22 protein-coding genes are annotated in these 23,422 nt (G+C 37.2%); all 22 read left to right on the forward strand.

The features are described 5' to 3' along the window. The first annotated feature begins 62 nt into the window (after positions 1 to 62). The 22 genes from KKG99_09545 (at position 63) to KKG99_09650 (ending at position 23,418) form a co-directional block, all read left to right on the forward strand. Positions 63 to 1,484, forward strand: a complete 1,422-nt coding sequence (locus KKG99_09545) for an ATP-binding protein (GenBank protein MBU1013240.1) — start codon at positions 63 to 65, stop codon at positions 1,482 to 1,484. Between the two features lie 67 nt (positions 1,485 to 1,551). After that, on the forward strand, positions 1,552 to 1,809 hold the full coding sequence (locus KKG99_09550) for a transporter suffix domain-containing protein (GenBank protein ID MBU1013241.1): 258 nt from the start codon (positions 1,552 to 1,554) through the stop codon (positions 1,807 to 1,809). Positions 1,810 to 1,876: 67 nt separating this feature from the next. Continuing rightward, on the forward strand, positions 1,877 to 2,620 hold the full coding sequence (locus KKG99_09555) for an MBL fold metallo-hydrolase (GenBank protein ID MBU1013242.1): 744 nt from the start codon (positions 1,877 to 1,879) through the stop codon (positions 2,618 to 2,620). After that, entirely contained in the window at positions 2,611 to 3,030 is a 420-nt protein-coding gene (locus tag KKG99_09560) for a DUF3788 domain-containing protein (protein MBU1013243.1), read from the forward strand. The genes KKG99_09555 and KKG99_09560 overlap by 10 nt, the downstream gene beginning before the upstream one ends. A gap of 100 nt (positions 3,031 to 3,130) precedes the next feature. After that, positions 3,131 to 4,465 (forward strand): DUF3472 domain-containing protein, encoded by a 1,335-nt coding sequence (locus tag KKG99_09565; GenBank protein MBU1013244.1) that lies wholly within the window; start codon positions 3,131 to 3,133, stop codon positions 4,463 to 4,465. Between the two features lies 1 nt (position 4,466). Continuing rightward, positions 4,467 to 7,541, forward strand: coding sequence for a hypothetical protein (locus tag KKG99_09570; GenBank protein MBU1013245.1), 3,075 nt, complete (start codon positions 4,467 to 4,469; stop codon positions 7,539 to 7,541). A gap of 54 nt (positions 7,542 to 7,595) precedes the next feature. After that, positions 7,596 to 7,979 (forward strand): DUF3795 domain-containing protein, encoded by a 384-nt coding sequence (locus tag KKG99_09575; protein MBU1013246.1) that lies wholly within the window; start codon positions 7,596 to 7,598, stop codon positions 7,977 to 7,979. A gap of 19 nt (positions 7,980 to 7,998) precedes the next feature. Further along, positions 7,999 to 10,329 carry a GH92 family glycosyl hydrolase gene (locus tag KKG99_09580; GenBank protein ID MBU1013247.1) on the forward strand — a complete coding sequence of 777 codons (2,331 nt, stop codon included), beginning with the start codon at positions 7,999 to 8,001 and terminating at the stop codon, positions 10,327 to 10,329. A 115-nt stretch (positions 10,330 to 10,444) separates the two neighbouring features. Further along, entirely contained in the window at positions 10,445 to 11,080 is a 636-nt protein-coding gene (locus tag KKG99_09585; protein MBU1013248.1) for a hypothetical protein, read from the forward strand. Between the two features lie 74 nt (positions 11,081 to 11,154). Beyond that, positions 11,155 to 12,423: a radical SAM protein gene (locus tag KKG99_09590; protein ID MBU1013249.1), complete on the forward strand. Its 1,269-nt coding sequence runs from the start codon at positions 11,155 to 11,157 to the stop codon at positions 12,421 to 12,423. A 526-nt stretch (positions 12,424 to 12,949) separates the two neighbouring features. Then, positions 12,950 to 13,537, forward strand: a complete 588-nt coding sequence (locus KKG99_09595; protein MBU1013250.1) for a YdeI/OmpD-associated family protein — start codon at positions 12,950 to 12,952, stop codon at positions 13,535 to 13,537. Continuing rightward, a complete protein-coding gene (locus KKG99_09600; GenBank protein MBU1013251.1) occupies positions 13,534 to 14,469 on the forward strand; it encodes a 2-dehydropantoate 2-reductase in 936 nt (311 codons plus the stop codon). The genes KKG99_09595 and KKG99_09600 overlap by 4 nt, the downstream gene beginning before the upstream one ends. 165 nt (positions 14,470 to 14,634) lie before the next feature. Then, positions 14,635 to 15,036 (forward strand): hypothetical protein, encoded by a 402-nt coding sequence (locus KKG99_09605; protein MBU1013252.1) that lies wholly within the window; start codon positions 14,635 to 14,637, stop codon positions 15,034 to 15,036. Between the two features lie 1,038 nt (positions 15,037 to 16,074). Continuing rightward, complete coding sequence (locus KKG99_09610) at positions 16,075 to 16,983, forward strand: universal stress protein (protein ID MBU1013253.1); 909 nt, start codon at positions 16,075 to 16,077, stop codon at positions 16,981 to 16,983. A gap of 32 nt (positions 16,984 to 17,015) precedes the next feature. Then, positions 17,016 to 19,322 (forward strand): DUF4040 domain-containing protein, encoded by a 2,307-nt coding sequence (locus KKG99_09615; protein MBU1013254.1) that lies wholly within the window; start codon positions 17,016 to 17,018, stop codon positions 19,320 to 19,322. Continuing rightward, positions 19,319 to 19,744: a Na(+)/H(+) antiporter subunit B gene (locus KKG99_09620; protein ID MBU1013255.1), complete on the forward strand. Its 426-nt coding sequence runs from the start codon at positions 19,319 to 19,321 to the stop codon at positions 19,742 to 19,744. The genes KKG99_09615 and KKG99_09620 overlap by 4 nt, the downstream gene beginning before the upstream one ends. Then, positions 19,735 to 20,085 (forward strand): NADH-quinone oxidoreductase subunit K, encoded by a 351-nt coding sequence (locus KKG99_09625; protein ID MBU1013256.1) that lies wholly within the window; start codon positions 19,735 to 19,737, stop codon positions 20,083 to 20,085. Before KKG99_09620 ends, KKG99_09625 begins: the two co-directional genes overlap by 10 nt. Then, on the forward strand, positions 20,082 to 21,572 hold the full coding sequence (locus tag KKG99_09630; GenBank protein MBU1013257.1) for a Na+/H+ antiporter subunit D: 1,491 nt from the start codon (positions 20,082 to 20,084) through the stop codon (positions 21,570 to 21,572). Before KKG99_09625 ends, KKG99_09630 begins: the two co-directional genes overlap by 4 nt. Next, a complete protein-coding gene (locus KKG99_09635) occupies positions 21,569 to 21,901 on the forward strand; it encodes a Na+/H+ antiporter subunit E (GenBank protein ID MBU1013258.1) in 333 nt (110 codons plus the stop codon). Before KKG99_09630 ends, KKG99_09635 begins: the two co-directional genes overlap by 4 nt. A gap of 4 nt (positions 21,902 to 21,905) precedes the next feature. Continuing rightward, complete coding sequence (locus KKG99_09640; protein ID MBU1013259.1) at positions 21,906 to 22,181, forward strand: hypothetical protein; 276 nt, start codon at positions 21,906 to 21,908, stop codon at positions 22,179 to 22,181. Continuing rightward, positions 22,174 to 22,479 carry a monovalent cation/H(+) antiporter subunit G gene (gene mnhG / locus KKG99_09645; GenBank protein ID MBU1013260.1) on the forward strand — a complete coding sequence of 102 codons (306 nt, stop codon included), beginning with the start codon at positions 22,174 to 22,176 and terminating at the stop codon, positions 22,477 to 22,479. The genes KKG99_09640 and mnhG overlap by 8 nt, the downstream gene beginning before the upstream one ends. Before the next feature lie 69 nt (positions 22,480 to 22,548). Next, positions 22,549 to 23,418 carry a universal stress protein gene (locus KKG99_09650; protein ID MBU1013261.1) on the forward strand — a complete coding sequence of 290 codons (870 nt, stop codon included), beginning with the start codon at positions 22,549 to 22,551 and terminating at the stop codon, positions 23,416 to 23,418. The last annotated feature ends 4 nt before the right edge of the window (positions 23,419 to 23,422 follow it).

A 23,422-nucleotide genomic window follows, 5' to 3' on the forward strand; every position in this document is an offset into this window, starting at 1 on the left:
CAATTATATGTAGCCAAAACATCAACTTTTTTTGTATATTTGGCTGGTTATAATAGTATGCAATGCAAAATTTAATTGGGCGCAAACATGAGATTGAAATTTTATTAAAGGCTCTAAAAAGCAATAAATCAGAACTAATTGCCATATATGGACGCCGTAGGGTTGGGAAGACATTTCTGGTTCGGGAGGTTTATAAAAATTATATCCAATTTGAAATAGCGGGTATCCACAATGTTACTTTAAAACAACAACTCCATAATTTCCACCTCACACTTTCGGTCAAAAATACCAATTTCCAAAAGCCTTCATATTGGATTGAAGCCTTTCATCAATTGGGACTATACCTTAACAAGCTTAAGATTACAAAGAAGAAAGTAATTTTTATTGATGAATTCCCTTGGTTGGATACCCGAAAGTCAAAATTTCTTCCGGCATTTGATAATTTCTGGAACAGCTATGCGTCAAAAAGAGATGATTTAGTGGTAGTTATTTGCGGTTCAGCAGCATCCTATATGATCCAAAATATTATCAAAAGCAAAGGAGGGCTCCATAATAGGTTAACCGAAAAAATCCAATTAGCACCATTTAATTTATATGAAACCGAACAGCTTTTCAGAAAAAATAAAGTTAAGCTTTCCAGATACGATATACTGCAAATTTATATGGCTATGGGAGGAATCCCCCATTACCTCGAAAGAATTTCATCAGGTGAAAGTGTTGCCCAAGCTATTAACCGTTTATGCTTTAGGAGGGATGGTTTTTTAAGATCTGAATTTGAAAATATTTTTGCTTCCCTTTTTGAGCAGCACGAAAACCATGCATTGATCATCAGGACATTGGCATCTATCAGAAAGGGCTTAACCAGAACCGAAATTGTAACCCGTGGAAAAATCGCATCGGGAGGCACTTTAACAAAGACATTAACTGAACTGGAAGAATCGGGGTTCATTGAAAAGTACATCCCCTATCAGGGAAATAAAGATGCTATCTATAGGTTATCTGATGAATATTCGATGTTTTATATCAAATATATCGAAAACACAAAAGCATCCGACAATGATATTTGGATGAAGATGTATCAGGATTCATCCTACAAAATCTGGTCGGGTTTTAGTTTTGAAACCATCTGCATGAAACATCTTGCACAGATAAAAGAAGGCTTAAAAATTTCTGGGATTAATGCATTCCAAGGTAGTTGGATCGAGAAAAATTCAACAAACAGTGCACAGATTGATTTGCTAATTGATCGAGATGACAATGTAATCAATCTTTGTGAAATGAAATTTTACAATACCGAATATGCCATCGATAAAAAATACGCCAATGAAATTGCAAAAAAAGTAAATGCTTTTTCTGACTGTACCAAAACGAAAAAGAGTGTATTTGTAACCTTTATAACAACTTACGGACTTATTCAAAATCAATATAGCAAGCAATATGTGCAAAATGAGCTCACGATGGATCATCTTTTTATTGATTTATAACTAGCCAAAACTATCAAATAAACATTACTTTTGGCTGAATATATCCACTTATTTAATAAAATAAAAAATGCAAAAAAAGAACTGGAAACTCAGATTAGGATTAATTCTTATTATTGTTTCGATTCCACTGTTTTTATCCTTGCCTTTCATTCCTTTTCTTAATTTAGAAAATAACCAGAAGCTAACCTTTACGACAATTGTTTTCATCTCGGCTGAAGTGCTCTTTTGGTCGGGCGGAATTTTGGTTGGGAAGGAATTATTTCAGAAATATAAATCCCTCCTAAATCCTAAAACCTGGTTTAAAAAAAGATCAAAAAAAACTTAAAAATAATAGTATTTAATTCTTTAATTTGAGTCTTTAGTTTGCTTGCTTTCACCTAAAACCAAAAACCATGAAAGAAATCTTTAAAAAAACGCTCTTAGGAATAGGGATCTTAATTGCATTAATTGTGATTTTCATTGTTGGATACATGTTAAAAGCAAAATCAGAAATCAAAAAAATGACCCCCACCGAAACGAAAGAGATTATTGCAAACATCTATTCGATCAAGGATTCGTTCACAAATATGTACCTGATAAAAGACAGTGCCACGTATATCGCAATAGATGCAGGAAACGATTTAGAAGTGATCTCGGAAGAATTAAAAAAACTGAATATTAAACCTGACCAAGTTACGGCAGTGCTTTTGACCCATACCGATGCGGACCATGTCGCTGCCCTGAGTTTATTTAAAAATGCCGAAGTCTATCTTTCAAAACAGGAAGAGCAACTCCTTACCGGAGAAAAGTCCCGATTCTTATTTTTTGGAAATACCATTGATGCTGAAGAATACACCCTGATTGAGGACCAACAAATTTTTAATATCGGAAATTTAAAGATTCAAGGGATTCTAACCCCGGGACATACAGTTGGTGCAATGTGCTATCTGGTTGACGATAAGTATTTGTTCGTTGGAGATGTCCTAAGTATAAAGGATGGAAAGATTGATAAGTTCAATACATTTGCGAATACTGATACCAAAACAGCAATTAAATCTATCGCATTAATCACAAAATTACCCTATGCAGAATATATATTTACTGCCCACTACGGATATACCAACAATTATAAAACTGCAGTTGAATCATGGAAATAAGCATTTTTACCAACAAATCTATTATCCCCGGTAATGATGATTTGAAATCTCCGCTGGGTGAAACCTACCCATTTTGGTTTTTATTAAGGGATTATGTTTTTGATAAATATCCGACCGCCAAGGAAGAATGGAATTACCCGGGGAAAAATTACGGTTGGAGTTTTCGTATTAAGGATAAAAACCGGGCAATCATTTACTTTTTGCCTCGCGAGGGATATTTTAAAGTGGCCTTTGTATTTGGGCAAAAAGCAACAGATCAGGTGATGGCTTCCCGGATTTCCGAAGAAATTAAAACCGAACTGCGAAACGCTAAGGTTTACATGGAAGGCAGAGGTATTGGAATAGAAGTTAGAGATGAATCAAAATTGCCAGACATTAAGAATCTGATTGAGATAAAAATATCCAACTAGTTAGCATAACCTACATCATTTCTGCTTTGAAAACTGGGCAGATATTGCTATTATTGTTTAAATTTAATGAATGAACGATTAAAAATTCAAACCCTCGTTTATGCCAATCTCAAAATCGGTTCTATTGATCTTCAGCATCCTTTTAATTCCCTTTACATATGCCCATTCACAACAACATGTCGAGAGAAATACTGATACTACAATTGTAATTGCTACTTCCGGAAACAGTTGGGTTGTGAACGACCCTTTTCAATCATCGGAAGTAATTTCTTCGGATGGAATTACGAATTGGACAAATCAGGACCAAATTATCCGTACTTACTTTTACGTTGATAAACCCGGACAAATCAGCTTGTCCTTAAAAATAAAAACAGAAAAAGGTTCATCTGTTATTAAAGTTGGGGTTGGCGATTTTTCGAAAAATATTATAATTAACAATGCCGAATTTGAGCAAATTGATATTGGCAATTTTGAGGTTCATTCTGCAGGTTACCATTTCATCGAATTGAAAGGATTAGAAAAAGAAGGAAACACTTTTGCAGATGTTATGGAAATTAAACTCACTTATGATTCTTCAAAAAATGCGATTAAATACATAGCCGATGATTTTTATTTTGGGAGAAGGGGGCCATCTACCCATTTACTTTTCCAAACTCCGCCTGAAATTGATGATATTGAATGGTTTTATAATGAAATAGAAATCGATGAAAATCAGGATGCCATTGGATCCTATTTTATGGCATGCGGCTTTACCGGCGGATACTTTGGAATACAGGTGAATTCAGAAACTGAACGAAGAATTTTGTTTTCGATTTGGAGCCCTTATAATACCGACGATCCCAAAAGCATTCCTGAAGAATACCGGATCAAATTACTTTCAAAAGGAGATGGAGTTACAACAGGAGAATTTGGAGATGAAGGATCGGGAGGGCAGAGTTATAAAATATTTCCATGGAATGTTAAGACCCGATATAAATTCATCATCAGTGCTAAACCGACCGATAATGAATCAACGGACTACACAGCTTATTTTTGCGATCCAAAGGAAGGAACTTGGAATTTGATAGCCAGCTTTCGTAAACCAAAAACGCATTCATATCTAACCCGACTTTACTCTTTTTTAGAAAATTTCATCCCCGAAACAGGAATTATCAGTAGGCAAGGTGGCTTTTATAATCAATGGATTAGAGATTCGAAAGGAAAATGGCACGAAATTAATGAAGCCCGGTTCTCTGCCGATGCTACTGCAAAAAAAGGTTCACGTCTCGACTATTCAGGAGGAATCAAAAATGATGGCTTTTATTTAAAAAATTGTGGCTTTACCAACGATCATCTAAAAATTGGAACACCTCTTAAGCGTCCCCAAAATGGCACTTCGCCTTCCGTTAATATTAATGAACTTGATAAAATAAATAACTCCCATAAAATTCAATAAAATGCATCGACCTAAACTTTTAAACTTATCTTATTCTTTAAGCATTATGTTTTTCTTTGCCTGCTCCGTCGAAAAACCCAATCAAATAAATTATCGGGGAAAAAACATTTCAGCATCTGACTACGAAATGAGTTATGAGAGTGGGAATTGGGAACATCCGGATTATTCCAAAGCATTTGAATCATTAGGAAATCAACGAATAGTGGTCGAAGTTGGTGAACAAACCGACGGACCTGTGCAAATTAAAATTCCCTGGCGAAGAAAAGATGACAATCCTCAGGATAAAACCATAATTATCATCGATGCCAATACCAATATACCCATTGAAAATATTCAAGTTCTTGAAATAAATAATGAGTTTGGGCATCTTGTTTTTGAACCGAATAAAAGATCTTCAAAGTACTATGTATATTATTTACCTCATCAATCAACGGGGAGTTATTATCCTAAACTTCATTATCTAAAACCTTTAGAGTTAAGCAATGAATCTATAACATTGAAAAACAAACTCACAAGCGATCAAATACAGCGTTTACCAAAAGCAAAAATCATAAGTGCCCAGTCCATAGATGATTTCAACTCTTTTTTACCAATGGAAATTATTGCTACGAAGGAAGAAGTTTCAGATTTTATTCAAAACGATCCCGGGCTATTTTATTTATTTCCCGAATACAGGGAACGTCCAATTAAGATGGATGATTATTTGCCACTTCATTGGATTAAACCTCTTAAAAAAGTGAATGGATTATCCGATAAGGTGCTTCGGGGTGAATTTTATACTTTTCAAATCGGGGTATTTGCAGCATCCGAAAACTTAAAAAATATCATAGTTCAGTTCACCGATCTCAAAAGCGGTAAAAACACCATTCCCAAAGAAATGATCACCTGTTTTAATACTTCAGGAATTGATCTGAATGGAGTGCCTTTCAATAGAATATTAAATATTTCATCAGGAAAAATACAAGCACTTTGGTTTGGGATTGATATTCCTGAATCAACCAGGCAGGGTGAATATTTAGGTCACATTATCGTGAAGCCGGTAGGACCAAGATCAGACACCGTTATTATAAAACTGAAGGTGTTAAATGAAGTAATTGCCAATCATGGAGATGATTCGCCGGAGAATATGACCAGACTTCGTTGGTTAAATTCAAGCATCGGGACTGATCCTGATTTTATTGTTAAGCCTTTTGAAGCTGTAAAAATTGATGATAAAACCATTCGGATTATAGGTCGTGATATTACATTAAACGACTACGGTTTGCCCGAAAAAATTTCTTCATTTTTCACTCAGGAGATGACAAAATTAAAGGATGACAAGGAAGATGTATTAGCGAAACCAATACGATTTGAGATTATCAACAAAGATGGCAGACCCGAACTATGGGACACCAGCCCTTACACAATTGATCAAACATACCCTGGTGAAGCTAACTGGGAATCGATCAATACTTCAAAAAATTTCAGAATGAAGTTGACCGGTAGTGTTGAATATGACGGAATGCTCGATTATAAAATCCAGGTAACTGCAATCAATGATGCCAATATCAAAGACATTAAACTTGAAATTCCGATGCAAAAAGATGCAGCCCAATATATTTTGGGATTAGGATTTAAAGGCGGCAAACGTGAAGAAAATATTGCCTGGAAATGGGATGTAAAAAAGCATCAGGAAGGGGTTTGGCTGGGAACCATCAATAAAGGATTACAGTATGTTTTGAGGGACGAAAAGTACGAACGTCCGCTTAACACGAATTTCTACCAAACCAAACCTTTGATCCTTCCGACATCATGGTATAATGAAAATAAAGGCGGAATCAACATTTCATCAAATAATGAGAGCGTAAATATTGAAAATTACTGCGGTTCACGCACAATGCTTGCCGGAGATACCTTAAATTTTAATATCCGTTTTTTAATAACGCCTTTTAAACTGATCGACACGAAAGAACATTTTTCGACCCGTTTTGTGCATAAATACGTACCTGTTGATTCGGTAGCGAAATGGAAGGGAACCATTGTCAATGTTCATCATGCCAATGAAATAAATCCTTACATCAATTACCCGTTTTATAACGTTGAACAACAAAAAGCATACATCAATGAGGCCCACAGCAAAGGCATCAAAGTGAAACTATATAATACCATCCGTGAGCTCAGTTATAAATCTTACGAATTATTTGCACTCAAAAGTTTAGGTGATGAAATATTTAATGATGGCCAAGGAGGTGGGCATAGTTGGTTGCAGGAGCATTTTAAATCTCACTATTTTTCAGCCTGGCATGCTACCACCGTGAATGATGCAGCCATTTTGAACAAGGGCAATTCACGCTGGACCAATTATTACATCGAAGGGATTAACTGGCTGGCAAAAAATCAAAAAATTGATGGTTTATATTTAGATGACATCGCTTTTAGCCGAACAACCGTCAAAAGGATTGCCAGTGTTTTGAACGCGCATAGAGAAAATTTTGTAATCGACCTGCATTCGGCCAACCAGTACAATTTCAGGGATGGGTTCATCAACAGTGCTTTACTTTACATGGAACACATGCCTTATATTTCAAGGCTTTGGTTTGGTGAATATTTCGAATACAATTTAAATCCTGATTATTGGCTCACTGAGGTTTCCGGAATTCCGTTCGGACTGACAGGTGAAATGCTTGAAGGCGGTGGGCACCCTTTCCGTGGACTGGTTTACGGAATGACCAACCGGGTTTATGGCGATAGCGACCCGCGGGCAATCTGGAAATTATTTGATGACTTTGATATTGCCAACAGTGAAATGTTGGGATATTGGGTAGATCGTTCCCCCGTAAAAACCAATCATCAAAACATCAAATCAACAGTTTACCTGGAAAAAGATAAAGTGCTGATTGCCATCGGCTCCTGGTCGGATAAAGATGAGAATGTTATTTTGAATATTGATTGGAGAAAATTGGGTTTTAACAATAACAATGTGCATTTATTCAGCCCCAAGATTGAAGGCTTACAAGATGAAAAATCCTATGATATTGACAAAGCAATTTTAGTTGAAAAGAATAAAGGATTAATTTTAATTTTAAACTCAAACTAGTCGACAAATAAAATTTAACTAAATTATTATTAAACAATAGTCACTGTGCATTCAATGATGATAGCCCCATGCGGAATGAATTGTGCGTTGTGTTATGCATACCAACGGGATAAAAATAAATGTGATGGTTGTTGGGGCGCTTATGAGCAAAAACCTAACTCATGCAGAAAATGCAGCATTACTAATTGTGAACATCTTGCAAAAACCGAGTCGAAGTTTTGTTACGATTGCGAAAAATTTCCTTGCAAAAGGTTGAAACAGTTGGATGAAAGATACAGGACTAAATACCACATGAGCATGCTTGAAAATCTTTCAAATATTAGAACATACGGAATAGATGTTTTTATTAATAATGAACGTGAAAGATGGAAATGCGCTCATTGCGGTGCTACCTTTTGTGTTCACCATCATTGTTGCTCAAATTGTGGAAAAAATTAAATCTTGATTATACCGGCTTATGAAAAAACAAATAAAACTTCTCTCATTTTTTATTTTAATGAGTTCCTGTCAATTTCAAAAAAATAAGATGGATACAATTTCTGATTCTCCAAATAATAATGGAAATCTAACCCAATATGTAAATCCTTTGATTGGCACCAAAAATATGGGCCATACGTTTCCGGGGGCAACCACACCTTTCGGGATGGTACAATTAAGCCCCGAAACCAATCAACAAGTGATGTATATTGATGGTAAATACAATCCCGATACTTATAGATATTGCTCAGGATATCAATATGATGATACCACCATTTTCGGGTTCAGTCATACCCATTTTAGCGGAACGGGGCATTCTGATTTAGGTGATTTTTTGGTCATGCCAACCGTTGGAAAATTAAATTTAAATCCCGGTGACGCGAACATACCCGAAAGTGGTTATCATTCGCAATTTTCGCATCAAAATGAATTTGCTGAACCCGGATATTATAAGGTTCGATTAGACGACTACAACATCAATGCTGAATTAACAGCTTCCGACAGAGTTGGATTTCATCAGTATACTTTTCCGGAGACCGACAGTGCACATATTATTTTGGATTTGATTTCAAACATTTATAATTACGACGATAAAAATGTTTGGACCTTTGTGCGTGTTGAAAACGACTCACTTGTGACAGGCTACAGGCAAACCCATGGCTGGGCCCGCACCCGGACCGTTTATTTTGCCATGCAATTTTCGAAGCCATTTTATCAATACGGTCATAAAAAATATGATGAAATGAAGTACAATGGCTTTTATCGACGATTTAACGAAGCTGAAAACTTCCCTGAAATGGCTGGCAAAAATATCCGGGCCTATTTCGATTTCAAGACAGAAAAAAACGAGCAAATTAAAATCAAATTTGCCCTTTCTTCGGTCAGTACAAATGGAGCTTTAAATAATTTAAAGGCGGAAATTCCACATTGGGATTTTGATAAAGTGAAAGCTGAAACCCAACAAAAATGGAATATAGAATTATCAAAAATCGCAGTCGAAACAGAAACGCTCGAGCAAAAAGAGACCTTCTATTCAGCCATGTACCACAGCATGCTCAGCCCCATTATATATGAAGATGTGGATGGTTCTTACCGTGGGTTGGATCAAAATATTTATCTATCGGATGGATTTATAAATTATACCATTTTCTCCCTTTGGGATACTTACCGCGCACTGCATCCACTGTTCAACATCATTCAACCTAAAAGGAATAACGACATGATCAAATCGATGTTGGCTCATCACGACCAGAGCGTGCATAAGATGTTGCCCATTTGGAGCCATTATGCCAATGAAAACTGGTGTATGATTGGTTATCACTCGGTTTCGGTAATTGCCGATGCCATTGCAAAAGGCACCACAGATGTAGATTTGAACAGGGCATTAAAAGCATGTGAAAACACATCTACAGTTCCTTATTTTGATGGTTTGGATTATTATATTAGTAAAGGTTACGTACCCGAAGATAAGAGTTCTTCTTCCGTATCCAAAACTTTGGAATTTGCTTACGACGACTGGTGTATTTCTCAAATTGCTAAGAAAGCCGGCAATGAACAATCCTCATTAACTTATCAAAAACGCTCCAAAAATTATGTGAATGTTTATGATCCTGAAATTGGATATATGCGACCCAAGCTGGCCGATGGAACCTGGCGCCCTGAGTTTAACCCGATTGATACCCACGGACAGGGCTTTATTGAAGGAAATGCCTGGAATTACGGATTATACGTACCTCATGAAATTGATAATATGATTTCGATGATGGGTGGAAAAGACAAATTCTCTGCTCATCTTGATATGATTTTCACCACTCCGATTGAAGATAAATTCATCGAAAAAAATGAAGATATCACACGTGATGGCATCATCGGGAATTATGTGCATGGAAACGAACCCGGGCATCACATGCCTTATTTGTACAACTGGACCAACGACGCATGGAAAACACAAGAAAGGGTTAGGATGATCATGAAAACCATGTACAGCAATAAAGAAGACGGTTTGTGTGGCAATGACGATGCCGGACAGATGAGTGCCTGGTATATTTTCAGTGCTCTGGGTTTTTATCCCGTAACTCCGGGCTCAGATGAATATGCGATTGGCAGTCCGATGGTTAACAAAGCAACCATTCAGCTTGAAAATGGAAAAACCTTAATTATCAATACGATCAACCAAAGCTCTGAGAATGTTTATGTCGAAAAAGTAGAAATTAACGGAAAAGTTATTGTAGGAAATATTTTAAAACATAGTAACATTGCTAACGGCGGGCAGATAACTTTTTATTTGCGGAATAACCATAAAGAGATCTAAAAGAAAAAGCAGCAACCGGATTGAACACAGTTGAAAATTATTTATATTTGATAAAATAAAAGATTTTTTCTAATTAAACAAAGTTATTAATCAAGATTTTAAACTCTTAAATGCTATGAAACTTCTAAGATCATTATTCATTGTACTATTATTGTTGGCCATAAGCAGCCAATCTTGCAAAAAAAGCAAATCCTCTGTAATAGAAGGTGAGCAATCACCAATGGGAGTAGTTGGTACTACCGTTCAGGTATCCACCGGAAATGTGGCTGGTGTTAGTAATATTACAGGTTCGGTAACAGAACTAGAGGATGGAATATCCACATTTACGGCATCTGCAACAATTACCAACTCACGAATAAAAACACTGCTGGCCAATTTTCCTGAATTTACCATTTCGGGAAACAATGTTAGCATCTCAGAACTTAAGTTTAAAATAACCGATCAGGGATATCAGGCCGTCAATGTGCTGGATCCAGGGGTCCTTGTTAATTACAACTCAAATGTTGGAGATACCTATCCAATCGCCGGAACAAATTCGAGCAGGACTGTTGTTAGCAAATCAACCGTGGATGATTACTCCTGGGGATATATGGACATTAAAGTTTCAGTGGTTGAAGAAAATCCAAATAAACTAGGGGTCAAAAAAATCAAATACATAGCCAATCATAGATGGGGACTTGTTGCGATTGTGATCACTTTTGATGATAATACAGAACTTAATTTTGGTTTGTTTTCAAGCACGAACAATTAAATTAATTTGACATTTTACTTAACCTGTTACTCTGCCATCGTTAAAATTACGAGTGGATAGCTAATTATGAACCTATGCATTACCTTAATATTTTAGGAGAAAAAAAACCTATACCACCTTATCCACATCATAAAGATTATATTTACAGATGTTATCGCTTCTTTGAAGTAGATAATTTATTTTCTTTTCTTACCATTAATGGTAAATTCAGACTTATCAAAGAATATCTTACCAATCGCAAGTATAAAATTTCAATTCCACGCGATTTACTTATTGATCCAACAAGTTCTTGTAACTTAAAATGTAAAGGGTGTTGGGCCGCCGACTATGACAGAAACAATAACTTATCCTTTGAAAAACTTGATGAAATCCTTACAGAAGCTGAAAAGCTCGGAGTGATGGATATAGTAATGAGCGGTGGCGAACCACTTATGCGTAAAAACGACATTATTGAGCTTTGCCGCAAGCACCATAAACTCACATTTGCAATGTTTACCAACGGAACGCTTATTGATGAAGCTTTCGCAGATGAAATGGCCGAACTTGGTAATTTAAATGCTTTTATCAGTATCGAAGGGTTTAAGCAAGAGAATGACTTTAGGAGAGGTGAAGGTACATTTGATAAAGTAGTCGCAGCCATGGATCTTTTGAAAAAAAGGGATATCGGGTTTGGATTCTCGGCCTGCTATCATGCTAAAAATTACGAAACCATTGCAAGCGACGAGTTTCTTGATTTTATACGGTTGAAAGGTGCATGGTTTGGTTGGCTGTTTAATTATATCCCTGTTGGAAGCGACGCAGATGTTTCATTGTGTTTGAATGCAAAACAACGTCGGTTTGTAAAAGAAAAAATCGAGCAGTATTCTCTCAAGCATAAATACGCCATCATTGATTTTGCCAATTGCGGACATAAAGCTTTCGGTTGTGTTGCTGCCGGGAATGATTTTGTACACATCAATGCAAATGGAGATGTTGAACCTTGCGCATTCTGCCATTATTCGGATACAAACATCAATGATAAATCGCTTGAAGAGGCGTTGCGCTCACCCTTTTTTAAAAAATTCCGAAGAGCAAAACCTTTTTCATCGAACTTTATGCGACCCTGCCCTATGGTAGATGTTCCCGAAGCAATCGTTGAACTCACTAAGTTAGAAGGAGTTAAATCGACCCATCTCAATAATCCTGAATCAGCTGAACAGTTAGTTCGAAAGACCATTCCCTTTGCTGATGCCTGGAAACCTGTTGCAGACGAAATGTATAAAGATCTCCCTAAAAAGCAGAAGAGAAGGCTGAATATTATTTCTAGGCTTTATTTGCGCTCTAACAATATTGTTAACCGTTAATTAGCTGATATTATCCGCTAAATATTCTAAATCCGGAGTTCTTAAAATTGAGAAAACATGATTAAAATAACATTTCTACCATATAAATTCAAATTTTTAGGTTTTGCGCTTATTGTCATTGGCTGCTTCTTTGCAGTTCTTTACAACTGTTTCGGTTTTTCGTTGCAAATGCCTGCTTTTGCGATATATTCTTCATTTATGCAAACCAAAATATTTACTATTATTCATACCAATTTTGCCGACGAACTAATACTTTTGCTACTCATCGCTGGATTACTATTTCTGATGTTTTCGGAAGACAGGTTTGAAAATCAACATCTCAATCAATTTCGAATAAAGGCACTTATTTATGCTATAATTACGAACTACCTCTTGCTGATTTTTTCTATCCTCTTTATATTTGGCGGTGGGTTTATGTCTGTGCTTATATTTAATTTATTTTCGATCTTAATTATTTATCAAATATTTTTCTACATTTTTAAAAAACGGTTTAAAAACAATTCCGGAAATCATAATAAAAATAATAATGAATCTTGATCACATCCACTTTAAAACCAGAAATGATTTCAGGGAATGGCTAAAAATCAATCATGATAAAAGCATTGGCATCTGGATCATTTTCCATAAAAAACACACTCAGAGAGAAACCATCTCTTATGATGAAGCTCTTGACGAAGCATTGTGTTTCGGATGGATCGATAGCACAAAAAAAGGGTTGGATGATGAAAAATATATCTGGAAATTCACTCCCAGAACCAATATAAAAAACTGGTCGGACATCAATAAAATGAGGGTTAACAAATTAATTAAAACCGGATTGATGACTGAAGCAGGATTGAATAAAATAGACCTTTTTTTAAGCACCGGAAAAGTTGACTGGAAAGTTGAAGCAAAACAAAAACTCCCCAAAGAAGCATTGAATATCCCCGAATTTATCGTCGAATATTTTGAAAAACATGAGCCCGCCCTTGCCAATTTCAATAAATTAGCTCCATCCCATAAAAGAAATTATATATTATGGATTGCAGACGCTAAACGACCAGAGACAAAAATTAAAAGACTTACCGAATCGGTAATGTTATTATTAAAAAATGAAAAATTAGGAATGAAATGAAAATTGCAATTATTGGTACAGGCGGTGTTGGTGGCTACTTTGGCGGAAAAATGGCCCAGGCCGGATTTGATGTAACTTTTGTGGCAAGGGGCAAACATCTGAATGCCATCAAAACAAAGGGGTTGACTGTCAAAAGCATATTAGGTGATTTTGAAATTAAAAACGCAAAAGCAACTGACAATATTGAAAATATCGGCCCTGCCGATCTCATCATTATTGCAGTAAAGGCATGGCAAGTTAAAGAGTTAGCCAAGGACCTAAAACCGATCATTCACGAAAAAACCATGATTCTTCCATTGCAGAATGGAATTATGGCAGTTGATGAGTTGAAAGAACAGATTAGTGAGCAAAATATTATAGGTGGTCTGTGTCGGATTATCAGTAAAATTGAATCCCCCGGGGTTATCAATCATCTTGCGATAACACCTACCATTGTTTTTGGGGAGATCTCAAATATCAAAACAGAAAGGCTTCTGGTTTTAAAAGAAATTTTTGACAGATCAGGAATAAAATCAAGTATCGCCGACGACATCCATGCCGAACTTTGGAAGAAATTTATTGGCATTTGTGTGAGCGGATTATTGGCGGTTACAAAAACCACCTATGGCGAATTGAGAGCGTTAAAGGAAACAAGGCAAATGATGATAGAATTATTAGCTGAAATTTTTCAATTATCACAAAAAACTGGAATACAACTTGAAGCCGGCTTTTTGGATAAAACCATTTCATTCATCGATTCATTCCCTCCCGATTCGACTTCCTCACTAACCAGAGATGTATGGGAAGGTAAACCCTCCGAAATTGAATACCAGAACGGTACAGTTGTCCGACTTGGAGAAAAATACGGGATTCCAACTCCGGTAAATCGTTTTGTTTACAACTGCATTTTACCCATGGAGGCAAAAGCAAGATTATTTTCAATAAATCGCTAAAACGACTGATAAACATTATCATATAAGTAAAAGTGAAAGATTTGTAAGTAAAAACCTGAATATTCTTAATGAAAACGAAATTGAAATAGATGGTATTATTTATAAATGAATTGTTTCTTTTTTAATATTAAAAACACAGTTCTAAATGTTAAAACATAAGAACATATGAACCGGATTATTAAATTTATTTTAAGCATATTATTTTTATTTGTTGGAATTACAGGTGGAATGCTTTATGCTGGAACAGAGCATATTCAAGATAATGCCAAAATATTAGTTATGGTAGAATACCAACTATGGATTCCAAATGTTGATTGGGCAAATAAGATATTCCATGAACAATCACTGCAAGACTCGAATACAGAAAGAATCTTTAGAAATAGAATTGAAACTGTTTATTCTGAAGTTAAGATTGGGCAGTTTAAAGGTTTTCAATTACCTGAAGAATGGCAAAAAGAAAATGAAACGGATAGGATTTTTTGGGGTAAAAAGAGTGAATCAATGCTAAGAAATTGGGTTTTACCGAGAAAAAAACGCTGGAATTTAGATGGTACTTGGAACTGGTAGCAAATTATGTATGAAGGTTACTTATATACGGTTAATATAAAATGAGTAAAAGGAATTGGAATAAAAGCACCTAATCGAATTCTAAGACCTAACCAAACTTTATACAGAAAATATTTTTAAATTTTATGATTATAGAGCAACGCCCTCTGGATTATATTGCTCAAGGGATGTTTATCCGGGCGGGTCACCCTCTGGAAAAATTACACCAGCTATTTGGCGATGATGTAAAGTTTATTTGTATTTTTAAACTTTTTAAACAGCTTACAACAAGTGTGCGCTGCTGCTTATACAGGGCACACACATCGTATCTATCGCACTTGGGCTGATGACACATTTGGAGTTCTTAATGATTTTTGGTAATTTTATTATCTGGGGATAAGAAAGCCCGCCTGCCCGCCCGGACGAGCCGTTCGGACGGGAATGACGCAGTCGGGCAGGCAGTTTCAAACCTGCCGGCAGTACAGGCAGGCAGACTTCCAAACAACAAATACGCAAACCGTTAGCGTTCACGATACAATGCCCAAACCGAGTTCAACTTTAATGCGTTAAATTTAATGAAATAAAATATGAAACTAATTGAAAAAATTTTAGCACCAATTGATATCATTACTGGCTCAGCGGAACAGATAAATGCCGCAATAAAACTGGCAAATGATTACAAATCGTAAATAATACGATGTAAGTTATTAGTGACAAGGAACTAAATGATAATATAAAAGATATTGTCGTAAAAAGGTAAAAGAATCATAAATGAGGTTAAAGAGGTTCTAATTAGCAATAAAGTAAAAGTACGTGAACCGGAAGTTATCTTTGGTTAATTAGTTGACACTATTGTTCAGAAGGCAAATTCAGAGAAAGGCAACCTGATACTAATTGGTGCAAAAGAAAAAATCAGGGAAAAATTTAAAATAGGTATAATTGCTGAACAAATTACAGGGAAGAACACGGGAGTGGTTTGCTTAGTTTCGGTTATATTATCAAAACAAATTGCCGGTTTTATTGGTTGAATAAGGTAACAATACAAAAAAACAGAGAAAAATGAAAGATTATACAACAATACTTGTTCCTGTTGATTTTAATGAGCCTTCGTTAAAAGCGACGCAGTATGCAGCTCAATTGGCAGGCAGTCAAAATGGCGAAGTAATTTTAATGAATGTGATTGAAACCCCCGGCTTGTTAATGGAATTCTTTTCTTCAGGCGATGAACTGGTGAAAATTACCAACAAGGCAAAGGATAAATTACTTGAACTTACAGGTTCGCTGCAAAAGAGTTGGCCAAATGTAAAATTCAGAACCTTGGTCGAGCGCGGAAAACCATACATTAAAATTCTTGAAGCAGCCCAGCAATCAGAGATTAAAATGGTTGTGTTGGGCGAAAACCACGATTGCCAGGAACCTAATACCGAGCTGGGTACAACGGTTTTCCACGTAACCCTGAAATCGACCGTTCCGGTGCTTACCATAAAAGGTATGCCGGTTAAATCGAAGAACAAAATCGTTTTACCACTCGATTTAACCCGCGAAACCGCTAAAAACCTCAAAGCAGCACTGATGTACGGTAAAAATTACAATTCCGAAATTCACCTGGTTTCGGCGTTGATTGGAGGAATCAGGATTAGTGAGAGCAGGATTTACAAAAAACTGAAAGAGGCGGAGAAGGTTTTGAATGCCAATGATATAAGAACTCAGGTTAAGGTTTTTGACATATCAAAAGTGCCGCCTTTCATGCGTGTGCTCGAGTATGCCGAGGAAGTTGAGGCCGACATGATTATTGTAATGACCCATCAGGAGGGTTTCTCTTACGACAATTATATCGGCGCTTTTGCCCATCATATCATCAACTTATCGAAAGTATCGGTACTCAGTCTTACAGCTTCTGCAACCAACAATGATATTGACCATTATTTTAAAACCTTTATTGATCCAATCGGTTTCTTTCGGAGATAATTAACCCGGTTAAAAAAGATTTTGTATTTCTGATGTTAAATTTATTAATCTTATTTTTTTTACTGGCGCTCGGAATTTTAATGCTGCCAAAGCCAATAAAATCCAATAAAGGTATTTTTATTGCAGTTGTGCAGTTGGCTGCTTTTATCTGGTTCGCAAGTAAAATTCAGTTCATTTCGGCTGAAAAACCGATAACCCTTTTTATGAACTGGATTCCTGAGTTGGGGCTGAATATTGAATTTTTGCTTGACGGATTAAGCCTTGCTTTTGCATTGCTGGTTAGCGGTATTGGTGCTTTAGTTTTTCTTTATGCTCATTCGTACATGAAAAGCTATGATCACACCGACAAATTCTTCTTCTTTTTATTCCTTTTCAGTGGTGCCATGTTGGGTTTGGTGATGTCGGCCAACTTAATTCAGCTTTTTATATTTTGGGAATTTACAACTGTTCTCTCCTTTTTCTTAATCAGCTTTTTTCATGAAAAGGAAGTTGCGCGGAAAGCCGCTTTTCAATCGCTGGTTATTACCTTTTTTGGGGGTCTCGCGCTGCTGGCAGGCATCCTTTTAATTGGGAGTGTGGTTGACAGTTATTCACTTAACGATTGGGTTGCAGGTTCAGAAAAAATAAAAGAAAGTAGTTTATACTTACCGGGATTGATATTGATTTTACTTGGGGTTTTTACCAAATCGGCTCAGTTCCCTTTTCATTTCTGGCTTCCGGGAGCTATGCAGGCACCCGCGCCAGTGAGCGCTTACCTGCACTCTGCGACCATGGTGAAAGCCGGTGTTTTTCTGCTAGCCAGGTTAAGTCCGGCACTTGGCGGAACTGCCGAATGGACTTTTGTCATTCCGCTGTTTGGCGTTGTAACCATGCTTATTGGCTCTTATTTTGCCATTACCCAAACCGATTTAAAAGCCATTTTGGCTTACACCACCATCAATGCGCTTGGAATTATGGTACTGCTCATCGGCATCAACACAAAACTTTCGATAAAAGCAGCCGTTTTGTTCCTTTTTATCCACGCATTTTATAAGGCTTCACTTTTTATGATAGCTGGTTTTATTGAAAAGAAAACCGGAACCCGCGACATAAATGAATTGGGAGGTTTGATAAAATCGTTCCCTATTACTTTTGGTATTGCCTTGCTGGCGTTGCTTTCAATGGCCGGACTGCCACCCATGCTCGGTTTTCTGGGCAAAGAGCTGATTTACGAAGCCAAAGTGCAATCGCCGGGTTTTGGGTCGATGATTTTTATTTTTGGAGTAATTTCCAATATTTTCATGTTTGCAGTATCCTCGCGGGTGCTATTTAAGGTATTTCTCGGAAAACCAAAAAACAGTTATACCGTTTCCAAAATTAAAAATGTAATGTTTGTTTTAGGTCCAGGATTGTTGGTATTGCTGAGCCTGATTTTTGGAATTGCGCCAAATATGCTGGGAAAATGGATTATTGAACCGGCAATGAGTGTTATTTATGCTGAACCGGTTAAAATAGAACTCAAACTCTGGCACGGTTTCAACCTGGTACTTTTATTGAGCCTGGCAACGGTTGCGGTTGGAGCATTACTTTCATACATTTTGATTAAGAAAGAATGGGTTGAGGGACAGTGGCGAAAAGTTAACAAGATAATTTTCCCTGTCAGGTTTCCGGAAGTGTTTTCCATAGTGCTTGAAAAGTTTGTTTCCATTTCAGTCAGCAAAACTAAGGTGCTGCAACACGGTTACCACCGATATTACATACTCACAATCATACTTTTTACAGCAGCCTTGCTTTGGTGGCAATTGTACTTTACACGAAGCTGGCATTTGGAAACTGCTTTCACGTTTCAACCATTATACATATCAGGTTTGGTTCTGATTGTAATTCTGGCCACACTGTTTACCGTGCTTACCCACTCGCGCATTGCGGCCATTATTGCCATGGGTGTTACCGGTTATGGATTGGCACTGATTTTTCTGTACTACAGCGCTGTTGACCTGGCAATTACCCAAATTCTGGCCGAAACGCTTATCGTTGTTATGTTTATGCTCATTTTGCAGCGGCTGCCTGTTTTTGCCAAACTTTCGGCAAAAGCAACCAAAATCCGCGACTTAATTGTTGCTTCCATTTTTGGCAGTGCGATGACAATCGTGGCGATAAAAGCCATTAATGTTGATTTTAACAACCCTATTTCGGAGTATTTTATGGTAAACAGCTACGATAAAGCGTATGGTAAAAATGTCGTCAATGTAATCCTTGTCGATTTCAGGGCGCTCGACACACTTGGCGAAGTAACTGTTTTGGCAGTGGCAGCACTTGGCGTTGCGGCATTATTAACCTCAAAAAAACCAAAAACATGAATTCACTGATACTGCAAATCGCTTCAAAATATGTCAGATGGCTGCTGGTGATTTTTTCGGTCATCATTTTAATTCGCGGCCACAATTATCCGGGCGGCGGGTTTATCGGCGGTTTATTGGCCGGACTTTCGCTGGCTTACAAAGGTTTTGCCTTTACTCCCGAACTCCTGAAAAAAGAGATAATAATAAAACCCGAAGGTTTTATCGGGCTCGGGTTAATGCTCGTTTTTATCAGCATTTGGCCCGGCGTTTTTATGAAAAATGCTTTAATGGAAGGTGTTTGGTTTACAATTCCGTTTCCATTTTCGAAAGGAATAAAATTCGGCACCCCTTTTCTGTTTGACATTGGTGTTTTCTTTACGGTAATCGGAGTTACTGTATTGTTTTTGTTTTCATTATCTTACGAAAAAACATGGAAGTAATACTGGCAATATTGGTTGGCGTTTTATACACGGCAGGTGTTTACATGCTGCTGCGAAGGAGTATTCTGAAATTTATCATTGGGATAATTTTTATGAGCAATGCCACCAACTTGCTGGTTTTTCTCTCGGCAGGGCTCATCCCCGGAAGCCCAGCTTTTGTTGACGGCACAACAACCAACGCTGCACAACTGGCCGATCCGCTGCCACAAGCGCTGGTTTTAACAGCAATTGTTATCGGGCTGGGCATGGTGGTTTTTATCCTCGCCCTGAAATATAAGTTTTTTGAAGTTACCGGCACTGATGATTTGGACCAATTAAAACAAACCGATTCACAAAAATGACCATAGTTGCATTGCCCATATTGATTCCGTTCGCGCTGGCTATCTGCCTGTTGATTTTCCGCACGCCAAAAACCTGCCGCTGGGTGGGCCCGCTCGGGAGTTTTACAATTTTCGTGGTTTCGCTGAACCTTTTTTTCCGGTTACAAACCGATGGCATTTTAACCCTGAACATGGGAGGATGGGATGCGCCCTTTGGCATTGTGCTGGTTGTTGATTATCTAAGCGCACTGATGCTGATGGTTTCATCCCTCATCCTTGTTGTTGTTTCGATTTTCGCTATCCGCTTTCTGCCCGATGATATTCCGTTGCCCCGTTTTTACTTTTTCTTTTTCACCCTCGCCATGGGAATGAATGGCGCATTCATCACCGGCGATGTATTCAACCTGTATGTTTGGTTCGAAGTGATGCTTATTTCGTCTTTCGTTTTGATAACGATGGGCAGGAAAAAGGAACAACTGGAAGGAGGAATAAAATACCTCGCCCTCAACCTGGTGGGTTCATTCTTGTTCCTGGCCGGACTTGGATTACTCTACGGAAAAACAGGAACGCTAAATATGGCCCACATAGCCGAAATCCTCAAAAACGACGACCAGGCAATGCTGATGAACACTTCTGTCATCCTGTTTTTTGTGGCATTCGGAATCAAGGCGGCTGTTTTTCCGCTGTTTTTTTGGTTGCCATCATCGTATCACACGCCCAACATTACCATTACATCACTATTTGCCGGACTGCTCACAAAAGTTGGAGTTTACACTTTAATTCGGTTTTTTACGCTCTTTTTTGTTCACGACCAGCAATTCTGGCATAACCTGTTGTTAATTGTTGCCGGGCTGACCATGGTTACCGGTGGAATGGCAGCAGCATCGTATTACGAAACCCGAAGGATTCTTTCGTATCACATTATCAGCCAGATTGGTTACATGATAATGGGACTGGGCATTTTTACGCCTTTGGCCATTGCGGGAGCGGTGTTTTTTACCCTGCATAATATGATTGCCAAAACTGGCGCATTCCTCGCTTCGGGGATGATTGCCAAAATAAAAGGCACATACCACCTGAAAGAAGTGGGCGGATTGTACAAACAAAACCCGCTGCTTGCGGTGTTGTTTATTGTCCCGGCGTTCGCACTGGCAGGTGTTCCTCCCTTATCGGGATTTTTTGCCAAGTTTATGCTGATTAAGGCGGGGATTGAAAGCGAAAGTTATATCATTACAACCGTTGCGCTGCTTACTGGGCTTTTAACCCTTTATTCCATGGTTAAAATATGGAACGAGGCATTTCTGAAAAAACAACCCGAAAATTACGAAAATCAGGAATCATTAAAACTGAATTGGGCCGATTATGTGCCGCTGGCTATTCTTGCCACTGCCTCAGTTTTAATGGGAATTTTTGCGGCAACTGTTTTTACTTATACCATGGAAGCCGCCAACCAACTGATTGAGCCAGCAAATTATATCGAAACAGTTTTAAGAAACAGGACACCATGAAAACATTGAAGATGATATATTATATTCCGGAGTTTATTGTGTTTTACCTGGCAAAACTGGTGCAAGCCAATTTTTACATGGCTTTTATTATTTTATCGCCAAAAATGAAAACACAACCCAGTTTTATCGAATTCCCGCTCAAAATAAAATCATCGGCGGGTTTGTTGCTGTTCAGTAACCTGATTTCGATGACCCCCGGCTCTCTTAGCACTGATATTAGTGATGACAAAAAAACATTGCTTATACATGCATTGTTGATAAGCGACGACCAAAAAATAATTGAAGAAATCGAAAGTATTCAGAAACGGATTTTAAGATTAACAAATTAAACGAATGATAGAATCTTTACCTGATATTGTTTTGTACATTGCTTTTGCATTTTTAATGACGGCAATGATAATCACCCTGGCCAGACTTTTAAAGGGGCCCTCGGTTAACGACCGGATTGCAGCTATGGACCTGATCGCGTCAATCATCATGGGTGTAATACTGCTGTATTCTGTATTGATTAACAACGCAATGTATTTCGATGTACCTGTTATTATCTCATTAATTTCATTTATTGGTACCATCGCAATTTCAACCTATTTAAAGCAAAAAAATGGATAAAATCATTATTTCAACATTAATCCTTTTGGGCTCCTTTTTTATACTGGTTGCTGCCATCGGGATTTTACGCTTCAAAGATTTATACGGGCGTCTACATGCCACCACCAAAGCTACTTCATTCGGCATAATGCTTTTACTCATTGGTGTAAGCCTGTATTTCAATGTATTTCAGGTTTACATGAAAGCGTTGCTCATTATACTCTTTGTTTATTTAACCGCGCCGCTCGCAGCCCATTCAATTGCAAAATCTTTCTCCCCGAAAGGTGAAAAATCGGAAGACGCTATAGAAAACATATAGTCCGCTTACGATAACGGGGAATAAATCATCGGTTTTTCATTATATTTATAAACGATTTAAAAAAATAAGATGAAACTACTTGAAAAAATTTTAGTGCCAATTGATGTCAATACTGACTCAATAGAACAAATAAATGCCACAATAAAACTGGCAAATGCTTACAAATCGGAAATTACACTGATGTGTGTTGTTGGTGATACGGAATTAAAAGATAATATTAAAGATATTGTCGTAAAATCGGTAACAGAATCATTAAATGAGATTAAAGAAGTTCTTATAAGCAATAAGGTAAAAGTACAAGAGCCGGAAATTGCTTTTGGTAAAATAGTTGACTTTATTGTTCAGAAGGCAAATTCAGAGAAAGTCAACCTGATACTTATTGGTACAAAAGAAAAAAAGAAAAGGGAAAAATTTAAACTGGGTATAATTGCTGAACAAATTATCAGAGAATCTGATATACCTGTATGGTTGGTTAACGGGGAGAAAAAAACATTGTTTTCCAGTATTCTTTGCCCGGTTGATTTCTCAGAACCCTCAAAACGAGCTCTTACGAATGCTGTTTTATTGGCAAGGAAGTTTGATGCAAGTTTAAAAATTATTACTGTTTACGAACCTCTTGAATATGTTTCCAAAAGAATTAATATTGATTTGGATGAAGAAAATGCAACCAGATTGCAACGGGTTAAAGATAAAATGAAAGCATTGATTAAAGACCTTGATTTGAAAGGGGTTAATCATAAAATTGAAATAAAGTACGGTAAAGCGGATGAGAAAATTTTGGATACAATTAAAAAACAACATATCGACTTGCTGATAATGGGAACCAATGGACGAACAGGGTTAAGCCGGTTTTTTATGGGGAGTGTTACCGAGAAAGTTATTCGCGAAATGCCTTGCTCTTTCATTACAATAAAAAAAATTGATGTTATTCAACAATAACTCG

The organism is Bacteroidota bacterium, assembly GCA_018816945.1.
Lineage (GTDB): Bacteria > Bacteroidota > Bacteroidia > Bacteroidales.

Excerpts from the sequence above, each read along its gene's own strand:
- KKG99_09630 (MBU1013257.1), top strand. The coding sequence starts at position 20,082 with ATGACCATAGTTGCATTGCCCATATTGATTCCGTTCGCGCTGGCTATC.
- KKG99_09600 (MBU1013251.1), top strand. The coding sequence starts at position 13,534 with ATGAAAATTGCAATTATTGGTACAGGCGGTGTTGGTGGCTACTTTGGC.
- KKG99_09585 (MBU1013248.1), top strand. The coding sequence starts at position 10,445 with ATGAAACTTCTAAGATCATTATTCATTGTACTATTATTGTTGGCCATA.
- KKG99_09590 (MBU1013249.1), top strand. The coding sequence starts at position 11,155 with ATGCATTACCTTAATATTTTAGGAGAAAAAAAACCTATACCACCTTAT.
- KKG99_09565 (MBU1013244.1), top strand. The coding sequence starts at position 3,131 with ATGCCAATCTCAAAATCGGTTCTATTGATCTTCAGCATCCTTTTAATT.
- KKG99_09610 (MBU1013253.1), top strand. The coding sequence starts at position 16,075 with ATGAAAGATTATACAACAATACTTGTTCCTGTTGATTTTAATGAGCCT.
- KKG99_09560 (MBU1013243.1), top strand. The coding sequence starts at position 2,611 with ATGGAAATAAGCATTTTTACCAACAAATCTATTATCCCCGGTAATGAT.
- KKG99_09545 (MBU1013240.1), top strand. The coding sequence starts at position 63 with ATGCAAAATTTAATTGGGCGCAAACATGAGATTGAAATTTTATTAAAG.
- KKG99_09550 (MBU1013241.1), top strand. The coding sequence starts at position 1,552 with ATGCAAAAAAAGAACTGGAAACTCAGATTAGGATTAATTCTTATTATT.
- mnhG (MBU1013260.1), top strand. The coding sequence starts at position 22,174 with ATGGATAAAATCATTATTTCAACATTAATCCTTTTGGGCTCCTTTTTT.
- KKG99_09625 (MBU1013256.1), top strand. The coding sequence starts at position 19,735 with ATGGAAGTAATACTGGCAATATTGGTTGGCGTTTTATACACGGCAGGT.
- KKG99_09615 (MBU1013254.1), top strand. The coding sequence starts at position 17,016 with ATGTTAAATTTATTAATCTTATTTTTTTTACTGGCGCTCGGAATTTTA.
- KKG99_09605 (MBU1013252.1), top strand. The coding sequence starts at position 14,635 with ATGAACCGGATTATTAAATTTATTTTAAGCATATTATTTTTATTTGTT.
- KKG99_09635 (MBU1013258.1), top strand. The coding sequence starts at position 21,569 with ATGAAAACATTGAAGATGATATATTATATTCCGGAGTTTATTGTGTTT.
- KKG99_09575 (MBU1013246.1), top strand. The coding sequence starts at position 7,596 with ATGATGATAGCCCCATGCGGAATGAATTGTGCGTTGTGTTATGCATAC.
- KKG99_09595 (MBU1013250.1), top strand. The coding sequence starts at position 12,950 with ATGAATCTTGATCACATCCACTTTAAAACCAGAAATGATTTCAGGGAA.
- KKG99_09640 (MBU1013259.1), top strand. The coding sequence starts at position 21,906 with ATGATAGAATCTTTACCTGATATTGTTTTGTACATTGCTTTTGCATTT.
- KKG99_09555 (MBU1013242.1), top strand. The coding sequence starts at position 1,877 with ATGAAAGAAATCTTTAAAAAAACGCTCTTAGGAATAGGGATCTTAATT.
- KKG99_09650 (MBU1013261.1), top strand. The coding sequence starts at position 22,549 with ATGAAACTACTTGAAAAAATTTTAGTGCCAATTGATGTCAATACTGAC.
- KKG99_09620 (MBU1013255.1), top strand. The coding sequence starts at position 19,319 with ATGAATTCACTGATACTGCAAATCGCTTCAAAATATGTCAGATGGCTG.
- KKG99_09580 (MBU1013247.1), top strand. The coding sequence starts at position 7,999 with ATGAAAAAACAAATAAAACTTCTCTCATTTTTTATTTTAATGAGTTCC.
- KKG99_09570 (MBU1013245.1), top strand. The coding sequence starts at position 4,467 with ATGCATCGACCTAAACTTTTAAACTTATCTTATTCTTTAAGCATTATG.